Genomic DNA, 14,474 nt, shown 5'->3' with positions numbered 1-14,474 from the left:
CGTCTTCATTGCAGACGGTGTGCTCGCCTGCGACCGTCTGCGAAGTCCCTTCAGCCGAGGAGTCAGCATGCAGTTCACCCCGCAACCCGGCGATCCCACCTGGATCGACCTCTACACCTCCGATCTCGACCACGCCATCGCCTTCTACGGCGAACTGTTCGGCTGGACCGCCGAACGCGGCGGGCCGGAGTTCGGTGGGTACACCACGTTCAGCAAGAACGGCGTCGCCGTCGCCGGCGCCATGAGCCGGATCGAGGACGAGGGCGATCCCTACCCCGACCGCTGGACCGTCTACCTGCACTCCGACGACGCGGCCGCCACCGAACAGAAGGCCGCCGAAGCGGGTGGCAACGTGTTCGTGAAGGCGATGGAGATCCCCGGTATCGGCACGATGGCCGTGCTGGCCGATGTGGGCGGCGTGGGTGTCGGCGTGTGGCAGCCGGGACCGTTCCCCGGTTTCGGCGAAATCGGCCGGGTCGCCGACGGCGTCTGGCAGGACGCGGCAGGCCTGCCGTCCTGGTTCGAACTCATGACACGCTCCTACCCCCAGTCGCTCGACTTCTACCGCGAGGTGTTCGGCTGGCACGACACCTTCACCGTCGCCGACACCGACGAATTCCGCTACACCACCCTGCACGCCACCTCCCCGATGCTGGGTGGGGTGATGGACGGGCAAGGCCATCTGCCCGAAGGAGTACCCGGCGCGTGGGCGGTGTATTTCGGCAGCGACGACACCGACAAGACGGCCGAGCTCGCCGTGTCCCTCGGCGCGAAGCTGGTCTTCGAGCCGATGACCACGCCCTACGGCAGGACCGTCGGTCTCACCGATCCCACCGGCGCCCACTTCAGCATCGGCAGCACCGCCCGCTGACCGAGGCGGTGACGTTTCCGCGTCGCCACCCCCGGCGCTAGTCTCGACGCGACGCCCGAGCGGGCGGTAGCGAACGAGTTCTTGTGTGGGGGAAGATGTCCGAGGATCAGCCGACCGAACGCGCACGGGCACTGCGGTCGATACCGATACTCGCCGGTCTGGTCGGTGCCGTACTCCTCGCCGGGGGTGTGGCGCTCGCGCTCTACAGCCAGTTCGTCGCGGCGCCGATTCCGGTGCCGTTCAACGGCGACTTCAGCGAGACCGCCGATTTCCCGTTCCGTCTGATCCGGGGAACCCTGGTCGTCGCGGGCGCCGCGGCGCTGACCGGTGCGGTGGTGCTCGTTCTCGGGCGTCGCGGTGACGAGCGTGCCGCGAGTGTCGGCGCGGGCGGTGTACTGGCGATACTGTTCGTCCTCGGTGGGGGCCTGTGGTTCGCGGTTGCGGCGGACATTCCGTCGACCTATCAGCGGCTGACCTCGGACTTCGTCGTGACACCCCGGGCATCGTCCGCGATCGCATCGCTCGCCCTCGCCATCTCGGGCGCATTGCTGATCTTCGTGTTCGTGGTGAAGCCGACCGGCCCGGTGCCGCGTTGGTGGGCGCTGGTGGCGGCGCTCGTCGTCGGCGTGATCCCGGTGCTCGGCGCCGCGGGCGGCGCGGTCCGCTTCGGGGACGACAGCGTCGCCGGCGATCACGTCACCGCCGCAGCGGCACCCGAGGCTGCCGCGCCTGCGGTGCTCGGGTCCGAGAAGTTCCGGCTCCAGATCCCTGCCGATCCTGAGCTGGGTCACCGAATTCTCGTCACCCGAAGCGGATTCGTCGTCGCGACGCCTGCGGGCCTCACGCAGTACGACGGTGCGACGGGAACCGAACGGTGGCACTATCGGCGCAGCGATATCAGCACCGACAGGGTGTGGAACCGGCTCGACGACACGACCTACCTGCGTGCCGAGGACGTGGTGCTGACCAAGTGGCGGAATATCGGCTGGATGGCATTCGACGCGGCCACCGGCGAACTGCTCTGGACCGGAGGAGATTTCGCCAGTGACCCTCGCTCCACGGCCGGCGGGCACCTGCTGGTCACCGCCTCTTCCGAGACCGGAAGCGTCACCCGCTACGACGCCAGGACCGGGCGTGAAATGTGGCGTATCGCAGGCGAATCAGCCAAGTGCACCGCAGCACCATCGCAGGTCGTGACCACCAAGACAGCGATCTACCGTGTGGCGCGTTGTGGTGACGGAGCGGCCGCGACGGTGGTCGTCACGGCGTTCGATCCGATGTCCGGGGAGGTTCGCGATACGCGCAGCTTTTCCACGCCCGGAGCGGTGCGAGCCATGAGTGCCGGCGCCCGCGTGTTCGACAGCGGCTTCGTCTGGGTGAAGTGGGATCGGGAGGGGGCAGTAGACACCGAGATCTTCCTGCCACCGAACCTGCCGCTGTCGTCGGCCATCGTGGATTCGAGCCGCAAGTACAGCGACGTGGAAGAGGCGGACAGCACAGCTGTGCTGGTCAGCTCCGAAAACTCGGCACTATTGGGCGACCGCTGGGAGGTCTTGTCCGCCGTCGGCGAAACCAGGTGGACCGAGCTCGAAATGACCGCGCCCGCGACCGGGACGATGTCTGTCGAGGACCGCACCGAACTGCTCACCGACCAGGCCGTCATGGTCACCTACGATGATGGATACAAGCTGCGGACCTGGGACCGATCGACCGGACGCGAGGGCCGAGCCGTGCCCGTCGCCCTCGGTCCACACGGGGATCCGCGCGTGGCAACCACCTCGGGATCCGTGCTGATGATCGCAACCGATCGCAAGGGTCACAGATCCGAGATCATCGGCTTCGGCTGACCCCGCGATCCGCACCGGGCCGCACAGAGGCGCGGTTCGGGACTGTCAATAGATGGATGCTGATCGCCGCCGTACAACACGGCCTCGGGCTGCTCCACCTGCAGCGGTCGATGGTCTGCGCGATCCGGCTGCCACCGGACCTGCGCGCGTGCCCACCACCTTGTTGCTGATCGCTCAGCGGTGACGATGTCTCCGCATCGGCAAACGACAAGTCCCCACACCGACGACCCTCGGCCCCCGACATTCGCGCCGACTCCAACCCAGTACCCTCGTGCGCATGCCGGTGAGCGCCCGAGAACGCACCCGATTCCGTCGCACCGCCACGCAGGGTCGTCGTGACCGCTCGCGGGGCGCGCTCGTCGTCGCCGCGTTGCTGTGCGTCGCCGTGGCGAGCGCGGGTTGCGCGGACAAGCACGACGACGCGAGCACGATCATCCGCACCACGACCAATATCGCCGGTGCCGGTGTGGTCGGTGCCGACCGCGATACGGCGACCGCGTGTCCGACGCCGAGCGCGCCCGACGCGGGGTCGGGTACCCGCTCGGTCACGCATTCGGCCGGGGTCACGGAGGTGCCTGCCGACCCGCAGCGCATCGTCGTGCTCACCAGTTCCGCTCTCGACGCGGCGTGTGCGCTCGGTCTGTGGGAGCGGGTCGCGGGCGCGGTGACGCTCGACGGTGAACGTCCGCAACCGATGTACCTCGGGTACGGCGTGCTGAAGGTGCCGAGTGTCGGCCCGATCGGCGCGCCCGACCCGGCGCGCATCGCGGAGCTGAAGCCCGACCTCATCCTCGGCGATGTCCCCCCTGCCGCAGGCGGTTACGAGGCGCTGCGTGCGATCGCCCCGACCGTGCTGGTCGGCAGCGGCGGCAGCTGGCAGTCCGATTTCGTCGCCTATGCCGCCGGTATGGGTCGCACCGCCGCCGCCGACAGTGCCCTGCAGTCCTATCTCACCGAGGCCGAGGACGTCGGCACCGCGCTGCACGCGAACCAGTCCCAGGCCTCGGTGCTGCGTTTCACCGCCGACACGATCCAGGTGCAGGGATCGGAAACCTTTGCCGCCCAGGTCCTTTCGGATGTCGGTGTACAGCGTCCGCAGGCGCAGCGCGGCACCTCGTTCGACATCACCCCCGACGACTTCTCGACCAAGGCCGAGGGCGACATCATCTACGTGATGTTCGACGGCCCCGACGGCGAGGAGCATGGCAAGAAGGTGCTGCGCTCGAAGGAATTCGAGAATCTGGGCGCCGCGACGGATCGCCGGGTCTTCGCCGTGGACGACAAGATCTGGCACACCACCGGCCTCACCGCCGCGCGCGCCGTGCTCACAGATTTGCGCAACAGCCTCAACGGCTACGTCACCGACTGATCGGCGCACAGCAAACGTCCACCGAGTTTCCAGGGTGGTGGTCGTCCGCCTCGCCGGAGGTCATTCCGGCGCGTCGGCGCGCACGCTGCGGCGCAGCTTCAATTTGTTGAACACACCGATGGCGACGACGCCTGCCAGCAGCACGTACAGCGTGATCGTGATCGGGGTGCTCACCAGCGTCAGGGGGTCGTTGCCCGAGTTGTTCATCGCGGCCCGCAACGAGGTCTCGGCCAGCGGACCCAGGATCACCGCGATGAGCACCGGGGCGATCGGCACGTCGTAGCGGCGCATCGCGAAACCGATCGCGCCGAGCACCAGCATGAACACCACGTCGACGATCGATGCCGCCGCGGCGTACACACCGAAACACGCGAACACGGCGATCCCCGCGTACAGGTATTCGCGCGGGATCTTCAGCAGATTCGCCCAGAGCCGGGCGAAGGGCATGTTCAGGATCAGCAGCACGATCATGCCGATGAACAGGCTCGCCATCAGCGCCCACACCAGGTCGCCGTTGCGGCTGAAAAGCAGTGGGCCCGGCTGCATTCCGTACTGCTGGAACGCGGCGAGCAGCATCGCCGCCGTCGCCGAGGTCGGCAGGCCGAGCGCGAGCAGCGCGCCCATCGCGGTGCCCGCGGTGGCGTTGCCCGCCGCTTCCGGTGCGGCCACACCGCGGATCGCGCCCGTACCGAACTTCGGCTTGCGGCTGCGGCGGTCCAATCGTTGCTCGGCACCGTAGGCGAGGAAGGTCGGCACCTCCGCGCCGCCTGCGGGAATCACACCGAACGGCACACCGAAGGCCGTGCCACGGGCCATCGCCGGCACCATTTCCCGGAACTCCGAGCGCGTCAGGTAGGGCCGTCCCTGCGGGGCGATGAGCGTGCGGTCGTCGGGTCGCCCGATCCGGGACGCGACGTACAGGACTTCACCGATGGCGAGCATGGACACCGTGATCACCACGACGCTCACCCCGTCGAACAGTTCCACACTGCCGAAGGTGAACCGCTGCGCACCGCTCACCTGATCGGTGCCGATCACAGACAGCGCCAAGCCGATGAGCAGCGCGGCAATGCCTTTGAGCACCGAATCCGACACCACCACCGAGATCGCGACGAACGCGAAGACCGCCAGCGCGAAATACTCTCCCGGCCCGAACCTGGTCGCCAGATTCGCCAGGTGCGGCGCGAAGAACACCACGAGCACGGTCGCGATCAGCCCACCGAAGAACGCTCCGACCGCCGCGGCCGCCAAGGCCTGTGGGGCGCGGCCGTTGAGCGCCATCCGGTGGCCCTCGATGGACGTCGCTATCGCGGTGGAGTTGCCGGGTGTGTTCATCAGGATGCCGGAGATCGAGTCACCGAACAGACCACCGAAGTAGATGGCGGCCATCATCACCAGCGCGGCCAGCGGGTCGAGCGTGAACGTCACCGGCAGCAACAGCGCCACCGCCATCGCCGAACCTAGCCCAGGCAGCACGCCGACAGCGGTGCCGATCACGCAGCCGAGCACCACGTAGAGCAGGTTCACCGGGGTCAGGACGCTGCCGAAACCCTCCAACAGGTTCGCGATCTCGTTCATCTAGAACAGTCCCATCACGCCGGGCGGCAAGCTGATACCGAGCAGACCGCCGAAAACCAACTGGATGGTCGAGGACAAGCCGAGGCCGACAAGGATATTGAGCCCGTACCGCCTGCTGCCGAGGCCGATGGTGACACCCCAGAACGTCACCGCGCCCGCGATGATCCACCCGGCCGGGAGGAGCAGCACCGCGAACATGACCAGCGACGCGAAGGTGATGCCGGTGCCACGCCAATTGCTGGACAGGCCGATGATCGGGCGGCCGTTCTCGTCGAGCGGGACCTCGGGCCTGCGGATCACGCTCACCGCCAACAGCACGGCGAAGACCAGGCACAGCACCGCGGCAAGCAGCGGCACCGTTTTCGGGCCGAACAGTTCGCTTTCGTCCGCCACCTCCATGTCGGCGATGCCGGCGAACAGGAACGCCGCCAGTGCGACGAGCAGCAGCGGCATGATGAGCGCGCTCCAGCCGGGCCGCCACCACGAGCGTGACACCGATGCCGGTTCGGGTTCGGTGGTACTCACGACAGCCCCAGGTCTTCGACGATCTCGGTGATCCGCGTCTGTTCCTCGGCGAGGAACTGGCGGAACGCCTCGCCTGCCAGGAACGTCTCCTGCCACCGGTTGCGGGCGACGGCGTCGCGCCAGCTCTCGGTGCGGGTCATCTCGGTGACGATGTCGATCAGCTCCTTCTGCTCCTGCTCGCTCAACCCCGGTGGGGCCACGAACCCGCGCCAGTTCACGAGGTCCACCTGCGGGTATCCGGCCTCGGCCATGGTCGGGGTCGCTTCGAGTCCGGGCAGCCGGCCGGGCGCGACCACGGCCAGCGGTCGCAACCTGCCGTCTTCGATCAGGTCGCGGAAGTCGTTGAAACCGCTGATCCCGATGCCAGGGGTGCCCGGGGCGGTCGAGAGCAGGTTGATCGTCAGCTCGCCGCCACCGGCGTACGCGGCGTAGCGCACCTGGGCGGCGGGGATGCCCGCGGCCTCGGCCAGCTGGGCGGCGAGCATGTGGTCGATCCCGCCGGCCGATCCGCCGCCGACCGGTGTGGTGGCGGGGTTGGCTCGCCAGTCGCGGATCAGGTCGTCGAGGGTGCGATAGGGCGAGTCGGCGGGGACGACGATCACTTCGAAGTCCTCGGCGAGCCGGGCGATCGGCGTCATATCGGCGAGTTCCACGGGCGAGCCGTTACGTGCGATGCCACCCATCATCACGGTGCCCGTGACCATGATCGTCGTCGCCACCCCGGTCTGCGTGGACAACTGACCGAGCCCGATCGTGCCGCCCGCACCGGGCACGTTCACCACCTGCACGTTGTTGACGATCCCGTCGCCGCGCAGCGCCTGCTGGGCTTCGCGGGCCACCAGGTCCCAGCCACCGCCCGCGGCGGCGGGCGCGATGACCGTCAGCTTGGCCCGCGCATCGGCACCGTGCCCTGACCGGTTGGCATCCATCCCCGCCGCGACCACCAGGACCACGACTCCGAGGACACCGAGGAGCCAGCGAACTGAGCGGGGAACACGGTTCATCGGGGTCCTCTCACCAAACGTCTGCCGAAAGTTTGCCCGAGTCGGGTCGCCGCTGTGCACAGAACGCGCAACAATTCGCCGACGGATCCGGCCGCGCGCCCCCACGGTTACCCTCGTGCTCATGCCCGTGCAGCGCGACAGTTCCGTCATCCATTTCACCGACACCGGCAGCGGCGAGCCGATCGTGCTGTCGCACGGATTCCTCATGGACGCAACGATGTTCGACCGCACCACCGCGCGACTCACCGCCGCGGGACTGCGGGTGATCGCCGTCGACGCGCGCGGTTTCGGCGAGACCGTCAGCGACCCCGACGAACCGTTCACCTACTGGGACCTGGCCGACGACATCGCCTCGGTACTCGACCATTTGGGCATCACGGGCCCCGTCATCCTCGGCGGCATGAGCCAGGGCGGCTACACGGCCCTGCGTTTCGCCCTGCGCTACCCCGACCGCACCAGGGCCCTGGTCCTCGCCTCGACCACAGCCCGCGCCAACACAGTCGAGGAATCCGCCCAGTACCGCGCCATGGCCACCGCCTGGACCGACCCCGCCGTCCCCCTCGAACCCCAGGCCCGCGCCCTCGCACCCCTGCTCATCGGCGGCACCGACGCCGACCAGGAACACTGGATCCGCCGCTGGCTCACCGACCCCGACCGCCCCCGCACCACAGCGGCCTGGACAAACCTCGCCACCCGCGACGAAATCACCCCCCGCCTCCCCGCAATCCCCTGCCCCGCCCTGGTCCTCCGCGGCCACGCCGACCAAGCAGGCGGCACCGCCGACGACGCCTCAACCCTCACCACCACCCTCCCCGGCACCCACGGCCTCTCCACCGTCATAGCCGGCCCCACCGCAGGCCACGCAGTCTGGTGGACCCACCCCCACCCCGTATCCACCGCCATCACAACGTTCGTAGACCAGATCCGCCGCTCCGAACAGGCTTCCTACCGATAGCGCAATCCGGCCTGCCCTGGGAAAACCGCTGGTAGCGGGGCCATTGCTACCATGACAAGCGCTGATCCATGACCCGTGAGTGTCAAGGAGAGATCTATGTCGAAGCGTGAGGTTCCGCCCGAATCCGACAATGCCGCCGATGTCGATATGCCGCGGGCGCCGCGGGATCATGAGTGGACCGGGCACCGGGCCGAGCATGATGCACTGGAGTGGGCGAAGGGTGATCCGAAGAAGCTCGCCAGTATCTATCTGTATCGCGATCCGGAGGGGGATCCGGCGCTCGAGAAGGATTACAAGTTTCCGGTTGCCGACATCATCGACGGCAAGCCGACCAGGGTGTTCCGGGCGGTGGCGAATGCGGCGGCGCGGCTGGATCAGGCCGATATCTCCGGCGCCGACCGCGACAAGGTGAAGCAGCGCATCAGCGAGCTCTACCGGGACGCGGCCGACGCCTTCGACGATCCGGAACTGCGGGCACCGTGGGATCGGTGAACTAGAACTCCCAGTCCTCGTCCTCGGTGTTGACGGCCTTGCCGATCACGTAGCTGGAACCCGAACCGGAGAAGAAGTCGTGGTTCTCGTCGGCGTTGGGCGACAGCGCCGACAGGATCGCCGGGTTCACCTCGCACTCGTCCTTGGGGAACAGGCCCTCGTAGCCGAGGTTCATCAGCGCTTTGTTGGCGTTGTAGCGCAGGAACTTCTTGACGTCCTCGGTGAGGCCGACCTCGTCGTAGAGGTCCTGGGTGTAGTCGACCTCGTTGTCGTAGAGCTCGAAGAGCAGCTCGAAGGTGTAGTTCTTGAGCTCGTCGCGCTCGGCCTGCGAGACCAGCTCGAGGCCCTTCTGGTACTTGTAGCCGATGTAGTACCCGTGCACCGCCTCGTCGCGGATGATCAGGCGGATCATGTCGGCGGTGTTGGTGAGCTTGGCCCGCGAGGACCAGTGCATCGGCAGGTAGAAGCCGGAGTAGAACAGGAAGCTCTCCAGCAGGGTGGAGGCGACCTTGCGCTTGAGCGGGTCGTCACCGTTGTAGTACGACAGGACGATCTCGGCCTTGCGCTGCAGGTTGCGGTTCTCCTCCGACCAGCGGAACGCCTCGTCGATCTCCTTGGTGGAGCACAGGGTGGAGAAGATGGAGCTGTAGCTCTTGGCGTGCACCGACTCCATGAACGCGATGTTGGTGTACACCGCCTCCTCATGTGGGGTGAGCGCGTCGGGGATCAGCGAGACCGCGCCGACGGTGCCCTGGATGGTGTCGAGCAGCGTCAGGCCGGTGAAGACCCGCATGGTGAGCTGCTTCTCCTCGGTGGTCAGCGTGTTCCAGGAGGGGATGTCGTTGGACACCGGCACCTTCTCCGGCAGCCAGAAGTTGCCGGTGAGCCGGTCCCAGACCTCGGCATCCTTCTCATCGGGTACCCGATTCCAGTTGATGGCCGACACCCGATCGATGAGCTTCATTCCGCCTCCACACCTTTCCGCCAGACCTGTGACCCGCACCCGCCGCCGTGTGCGAGGCCGTTCCCCACGAACACTACTCGTAGTGGGTGACAACCTCGCGGAGCACAACAGCTTGTGTTGCGATGCGGGCGATCCGACCTCACCAGCCGACCATCCGCACCACACACGCGGCCCCCATTGTGCGTCACGCACCCGCGCGGACCACCATCGCATCGCCAGCGTTTTCCTCACACGCGCCGACCACCCCGCCCCGTCGGTGAGCACGACCACCCGCCGCCCGATCCGGAACCGCCCCGTCGACCCACGATCACCGTGCGGGAAGATCGTCGGGAGAGAGTGAACCGATCCGAAGGGACATCGACTGTGCGACGGATGTTTCTGTTGACCCTCGCCGCGATGACCTCGGTCGCGTGCGGTCCCGACCCCGCACCGGATGCGATGCCCAGCGACGGATTCTGGTCCAGGGCAGCGGTTTCCGATGAGGAGAAGGTGACCGTCCTGCGCAAGGTGCGCGCGATCGACGTGTGCGCCCTGCTGCCGCGCGCCACGCTCGAGCCGTTCGGAACGGTGAGCACGGTCGAGGACGTCCGCCCTGATCAGTGCCGCGCCGCAATCGCCGTCGACGGCCATCTGACCGGTATCGACGCGACCTGGAGTACGGGGGTGATGTTCTCCGGCGAGCCCGCGATGGACGGCCCGGTGCGCGAGGAGTCGATGGGCGATGTGCGCGTGTTGTTCGACGACGAGCCCGCCACGTCGTCGGATCCGCAGTCGCGGGCGGCGTGTCAGGCATGGGCGCTGTTCGTGTCGGGCGCCGATCTGTCGCTGAGCGTCCGCGCGCCGGGCGATGCCTGCGCAACCGCGGCGGACCTGTTGCGGATCGCGCTGGTCGAGTTCCGCAAGGAACCGCCGCACGGCACCTCACCCGATTCGGACCGCACGGTGGTGACCGGAGCCGACCCGTGCGCGGTCGCGCCTTTGCTCGGGTATCTCGTTCCGGTCGCCGACCAGCGGCTCACCACCTGCAAACTCGCCGTCGACGGCCATGAGGCGATCGTGACCTACGACTACGGCTCCGAACGGTCGGTCACCGACGACACCCCTGTCTTCACGGTCGGGAACCGTCAGGTGTTCCGGTTCGAACCGGAAACCGCGTCCTCGTCCATCACCTCCCTTTCCGCCGTCGTCGGCCCGGCGCTGACTCCGGGCCCGACCGACGCGCTGCTCGGACCGCGTGTGCCGAAGGTGTCGGTCACCGCCGACTCGTCGGTCGCCGAGAAGGTGATGCGCGAGGCGCTGCCGCTGCTGCCGTGACGCGCACCGATCAGCGACCGCCGAACAGCGCCACGGTGTCGGTATCGGCGAACCGCGGCGCTTCCGCTTCGGCGACCATGAGCGCCGCGACACCCGCACGGGGCGCGGCCGGCGGCAGCATACGCGGGCGGTACTCGTCGGCCCGGATGAGCCGCCCGCTGCCGTCGTAGGGTTTGCCGGTGAGCGGACCGGCGTAGACGGTGGTTCCACCCGCATTGCGAATGGCTTGACCCGCAATGTTTTTGGCTTCCCATTCGTGACGGAGCAACCGCTTCAGCAACGCACCGTTGACGGTGCCGAGCGCCCCTTCGGTAGCACCCATGCCGAGCGAGGTGAGCCAGACGACCCGCGGCGCGGCCGCGGCGATCTGCAACGCCCCGTCGACCAGGATCGCGGGGTCCTGCTTCTTGGTGACGCCGAGGCCGCTGAGGATGGCGTCGGCACCCCGCACCGCGGCGGGGACACTCCCCGGTTCGGCGACATCGGCCCGCACCACCCGCAATCCGGGGCGGGCTTCGATCTGGTCGGGCCTGCGCGCAAGGGCGACGACCTCGTGACCGCGCTCCAGTGCGCACGTGACGAGCAACCGACCGGTCTGTCCGGTGGCGCCGAGTACTGCGATCTTCATGATGTGTTCTCCGCTTCGCAGCTCAGTTGAGGACGTCGACGACCTGCGCGTGCAGACCGGGAGCCGAAGCAAGGAAGTCGGCGGAGGCCGGACTCCACGGCCGACCGGCAGTGTCGGTGACCGCACCACCCGCCTCGGCGACCAGCAGCGCCCCCGGCAGCAGACCCGAAAGCACATCGGAGAACTGCCAGAACGCGTCCATCCGACCGGCCGCCACGTGGACGAGTTGCGTGGTCGCGGGCACCGAAACCCGTACGACCAGGGCACTGGTGAGCATGGCTGTCACCGACGCACCCATCCGGCGCAGCGCCTCGGGCGCCTCTCCCGGCTTGGCCTGGCCGGTGCCGACCAGCGCGGCCGTGAGCTCGGTTTTGGCCGACACCCGGATCGGCTCGCCGTTGAGCCGGGCGCCGCCACCGCGCACAGCGGTGTAGACATCACCGCTCAGCGGCACGTAGACCACGGTCAGGACCGGCTCGTTGTCGCTCACGAGCGCGGCCGTCACGGCCCATTCGCTCATGCCGTGGATGTGGTTGACATTGCCCTCGGCGGTATCGACCACCCACCATTCACCGCGCGGAAGGGCACCGCCCGCCAGCTCGTCCTCGGCCAGCCGGGATCCTGGGCGCGCCGCGAGCAGATGTTCCCGGAGGATCGGCAGAATCGCCTCGTCGTTGGCGTAGATGGCGCGCACCAGGGTGTCGAGATCGGCCGGACGGGCGGCCGGGTCGAAGCGTTCACGCAAGGCATCGCCCGCGATCGTGACGGCGCCGACAACAGCGCCGAGAACGGCTTCGAGTTCCGTCGTGGTGACGACAGCATTCATGACGACTCCTGAAAAGGTAATGGGGAGAAGAGAATTCGAGACTCGCAATACGGCGGCTCGGCTTTTACGTTAATCCGGCGCATTATTGACGACAAGTGCAAGCTACTTACGTCTGGATTAACCCACATGCAATTGGACCTGAACCTGCTGATCGCTCTCGACGCCCTGCTCGAGGAAGGCAGCGTGACAGCGGCCGCCGCCCGTCTTCATGTGTCCGCACCGGCGATGAGTCGCACCCTCGGCCGCATCCGCCGGGCCACCGGCGACCAGATCCTCGTACGCACCGGCCGCACCATGACTCCCACACCCCGAGCAATCGCCCTGCGCGCACGGGTGCACGAACTGGTCCACCAAGCCGCCGAACTACTCACCCCCGACACCGGAGTGGACCTGGCAGGCTTGGCACGCACGTTCATCCTGAAATGGCACGATGCCCTCGCCGCCGTCGCCGGACCGCCACTCCTGGGGGCTCTGCGCGCCGAGGCACCCGGTGTCCGCCTGCGTTTCCTCGCCGAAGCCGCGACCGATGCGCGCGATCCACGCCGAGGCGACATCGACCTCGAGGCCGGGGCGGGCGCGCCGTCGTCGCCGGAGTTCCGGCACCGGATCGTCGGCCACGACCGGCTCGTGCTCGCGGTGCGGCCCGACCACCCGCTCGCCGACGGCCCGTTCACCGTGGCGGATTACGCGGCGGCCGAACATCTCACGGTGTCGCGCCGGGGACGGCTGCGCGACCCCATCGACGACGCCCTGGAAACCGACGGACTCACCCGCCGGGTCGTCGCGGCAACCCCCACCGTCGCGACCGCGCTGCGATTCGTGTCCGGCTACGACTACGTGGTCGCCGTGCCCGAACTCACCAGCCGGCCACTGCTGCGCGACCTGGGCCTACGCACCCGGCCGCTACCGGTCGCCATGCCCGAGATCCCCCTGTATCTGTCCTGGCATCGCCGCTACGACAACGATCCCGCCCACGCCTGGCTCCGGGAACACGCGGCTACGGCCTTGCGCGCAGCGACCACCTGACAACGTTCTGGGTACGACTCACGGCAACGTTTGCCCCACGATTGCCACCACGGGCAGACTCGATGACCAGGCACCGGTTTCGGCTCGCGTTCGAGAACAGGGGTGACGATGTTGCGCAGCTTCACACTCGCCGCGCTCGCGCTGTTGGTCCTCACGAGTTGCGGCGACGACGCACCGGACCGCGCCGACACCCCGCCACCGCCGCCCGCCATCCCGGCACCGCCACCGGAGTTCTGGTCGGCACCCGCCGACACCGAGGCCCAGCGCGCCACCGTCGCACAGGCGACCAGGCAGATCGACGTGTGCGCCCTGCTCCCCCGCGACACCCTCGCCGCGTTGGCGCAGGTACAGAGCGTGACCGTCGGCCTCGACTCGTGCCGGGCGATCCTCGGCACCGACACTCCGGGCGAAGGCACCACGCTGACCTGGCATGCGACGCTGCTGCCGCCGCTCACACCGGGACGAGGCGTGAGCAAACAGCTCGGCGATGTGGCGGTTCGCCTGGTCCCCGACCGCGATAACGCCATGCCGCGTTCGTGCGGGGCAACCGCCCGCTTCCCGGCCGGCGCCGCCTTCTATCTCGGCCTCACCACCCCGCCGGGACAGGATCCGTGCGCCGTCGCCGACGGTTTGCTGCCGGATATGGTGCGGCGCTGGCGCGAGGCACCACCGCAGGGCACCTCGCCCGACACCGTGTCGACCGTGCTGCTCGGCGCCGACCCCTGCGCGGTGCGCGCACGGCTGGCCGGAACGGTCCAGATCGGTCAGCAGCGGCTCACCCAGTGCCAGTTCCGCTATCGAGACGAAAACATCACCGTCAGTTACGAATACCGGGTCCCCGCCTATCTCGCCGCACGCAGCACTGAGGAGAAGATCGGCGACCGGACCGTGCACCGATCCGTATCGGTCTACGACAGCAGCATTCCCATGTACACCGCCGCCGTGGGACCCGAATTACCTTCCGAGAGCACGGCTTTCGGCACGCGACTGCCGATCGTCGAGGTCACGGCCGCCTCCGACGACGTGGCCCGCGACGTGATGGGTCACATCCTTGCCCTCTTCCCTCCGCACTGAA

Annotated in this window: 14 protein-coding genes; 8 read left to right on the top strand and 6 right to left on the bottom strand. The window is 68.2% G+C overall.

Annotated features, from left to right (window positions below; all coding sequences use genetic code 11):
- Positions 1–67: 67 nt before the first annotated feature.
- The 3 genes from AB0F86_RS15385 (at position 68) to AB0F86_RS15375 (ending at position 4,087) form a co-directional block, all read left to right on the top strand.
- The gene (locus AB0F86_RS15385; RefSeq protein ID WP_356986474.1) at positions 68–871 is read left to right on the top strand and encodes a VOC family protein; all 804 of its coding nucleotides are present in this window, start codon (positions 68–70) and stop codon (positions 869–871) included.
- Positions 872–966: 95 nt separating this feature from the next.
- On the top strand, positions 967–2,718 hold the full coding sequence (locus tag AB0F86_RS15380; RefSeq protein ID WP_356986476.1) for a PQQ-binding-like beta-propeller repeat protein: 1,752 nt from the start codon (positions 967–969) through the stop codon (positions 2,716–2,718).
- Positions 2,719–2,995: 277 nt separating this feature from the next.
- Positions 2,996–4,087, top strand: coding sequence for an ABC transporter substrate-binding protein (locus AB0F86_RS15375; RefSeq protein ID WP_356986478.1), 1,092 nt, complete (start codon positions 2,996–2,998; stop codon positions 4,085–4,087).
- Positions 4,088–4,147: 60 nt separating this feature from the next.
- Here the strand turns inward: AB0F86_RS15375 and AB0F86_RS15370 are convergent, their stop codons facing one another.
- From AB0F86_RS15370 to AB0F86_RS15360, 3 genes are read right to left on the bottom strand one after another with little or no spacing between them, the layout of a single operon-like run.
- A complete protein-coding gene (locus AB0F86_RS15370; RefSeq protein ID WP_356986480.1) occupies positions 4,148–5,665 on the bottom strand; it encodes a tripartite tricarboxylate transporter permease in 1,518 nt (505 codons plus the stop codon).
- Positions 5,666–6,190: a tripartite tricarboxylate transporter TctB family protein gene (locus AB0F86_RS15365; protein ID WP_356986481.1), complete on the bottom strand. Its 525-nt coding sequence runs from the start codon at positions 6,188–6,190 to the stop codon at positions 5,666–5,668.
- Positions 6,187–7,194 carry a tripartite tricarboxylate transporter substrate-binding protein gene (locus AB0F86_RS15360; protein ID WP_356986483.1) on the bottom strand — a complete coding sequence of 336 codons (1,008 nt, stop codon included), beginning with the start codon at positions 7,192–7,194 and terminating at the stop codon, positions 6,187–6,189. The genes AB0F86_RS15365 and AB0F86_RS15360 overlap by 4 nt, the downstream gene beginning before the upstream one ends.
- A gap of 121 nt (positions 7,195–7,315) precedes the next feature.
- Between AB0F86_RS15360 and AB0F86_RS15355 the strand changes: the two genes are divergently transcribed.
- Positions 7,316–8,149, top strand: coding sequence for an alpha/beta hydrolase (locus AB0F86_RS15355; RefSeq protein WP_356986485.1), 834 nt, complete (start codon positions 7,316–7,318; stop codon positions 8,147–8,149).
- Positions 8,150–8,245: 96 nt separating this feature from the next.
- A complete protein-coding gene (locus AB0F86_RS15350; RefSeq protein WP_356986487.1) occupies positions 8,246–8,641 on the top strand; it encodes a hypothetical protein in 396 nt (131 codons plus the stop codon).
- 1 nt (position 8,642) lies between these two features.
- Here the strand turns inward: AB0F86_RS15350 and nrdF are convergent, their stop codons facing one another.
- Positions 8,643–9,605, bottom strand: coding sequence for a class 1b ribonucleoside-diphosphate reductase subunit beta (gene nrdF / locus AB0F86_RS15345; protein ID WP_067493116.1), 963 nt, complete (start codon positions 9,603–9,605; stop codon positions 8,643–8,645).
- 372 nt (positions 9,606–9,977) lie between these two features.
- Between nrdF and AB0F86_RS15340 the strand changes: the two genes are divergently transcribed.
- On the top strand, positions 9,978–10,919 hold the full coding sequence (locus AB0F86_RS15340) for a hypothetical protein (RefSeq protein ID WP_356986489.1): 942 nt from the start codon (positions 9,978–9,980) through the stop codon (positions 10,917–10,919).
- Between the two features lie 10 nt (positions 10,920–10,929).
- Here the strand turns inward: AB0F86_RS15340 and AB0F86_RS15335 are convergent, their stop codons facing one another.
- Positions 10,930–11,547, bottom strand: coding sequence for an NAD(P)-binding oxidoreductase (locus AB0F86_RS15335; RefSeq protein WP_356986490.1), 618 nt, complete (start codon positions 11,545–11,547; stop codon positions 10,930–10,932).
- A 22-nt stretch (positions 11,548–11,569) separates the two neighbouring features.
- Positions 11,570–12,373 (bottom strand): inositol monophosphatase family protein, encoded by an 804-nt coding sequence (locus AB0F86_RS15330; RefSeq protein WP_356986492.1) that lies wholly within the window; start codon positions 12,371–12,373, stop codon positions 11,570–11,572.
- Between the two features lie 126 nt (positions 12,374–12,499).
- On the opposite strand from AB0F86_RS15330, the gene AB0F86_RS15325 reads away from it, so the two are divergent.
- The gene (locus tag AB0F86_RS15325; RefSeq protein ID WP_356986493.1) at positions 12,500–13,399 is read left to right on the top strand and encodes a LysR family transcriptional regulator; all 900 of its coding nucleotides are present in this window, start codon (positions 12,500–12,502) and stop codon (positions 13,397–13,399) included.
- A gap of 108 nt (positions 13,400–13,507) precedes the next feature.
- A complete protein-coding gene (locus tag AB0F86_RS15320) occupies positions 13,508–14,473 on the top strand; it encodes a peptidase (RefSeq protein ID WP_356986495.1) in 966 nt (321 codons plus the stop codon).
- The last annotated feature ends 1 nt before the right edge of the window (position 14,474 follow it).

Origin of the sequence: Nocardia sp. NPDC023733, from assembly GCF_040639775.1 — a bacterium.
Lineage (GTDB): Bacteria > Actinomycetota > Actinomycetes > Mycobacteriales > Mycobacteriaceae > Nocardia > Nocardia rosealba.
The sequence above is the reverse complement of the archived record's forward strand: the minus strand, read 5'-3'. Positions and strand labels throughout refer to the sequence as shown.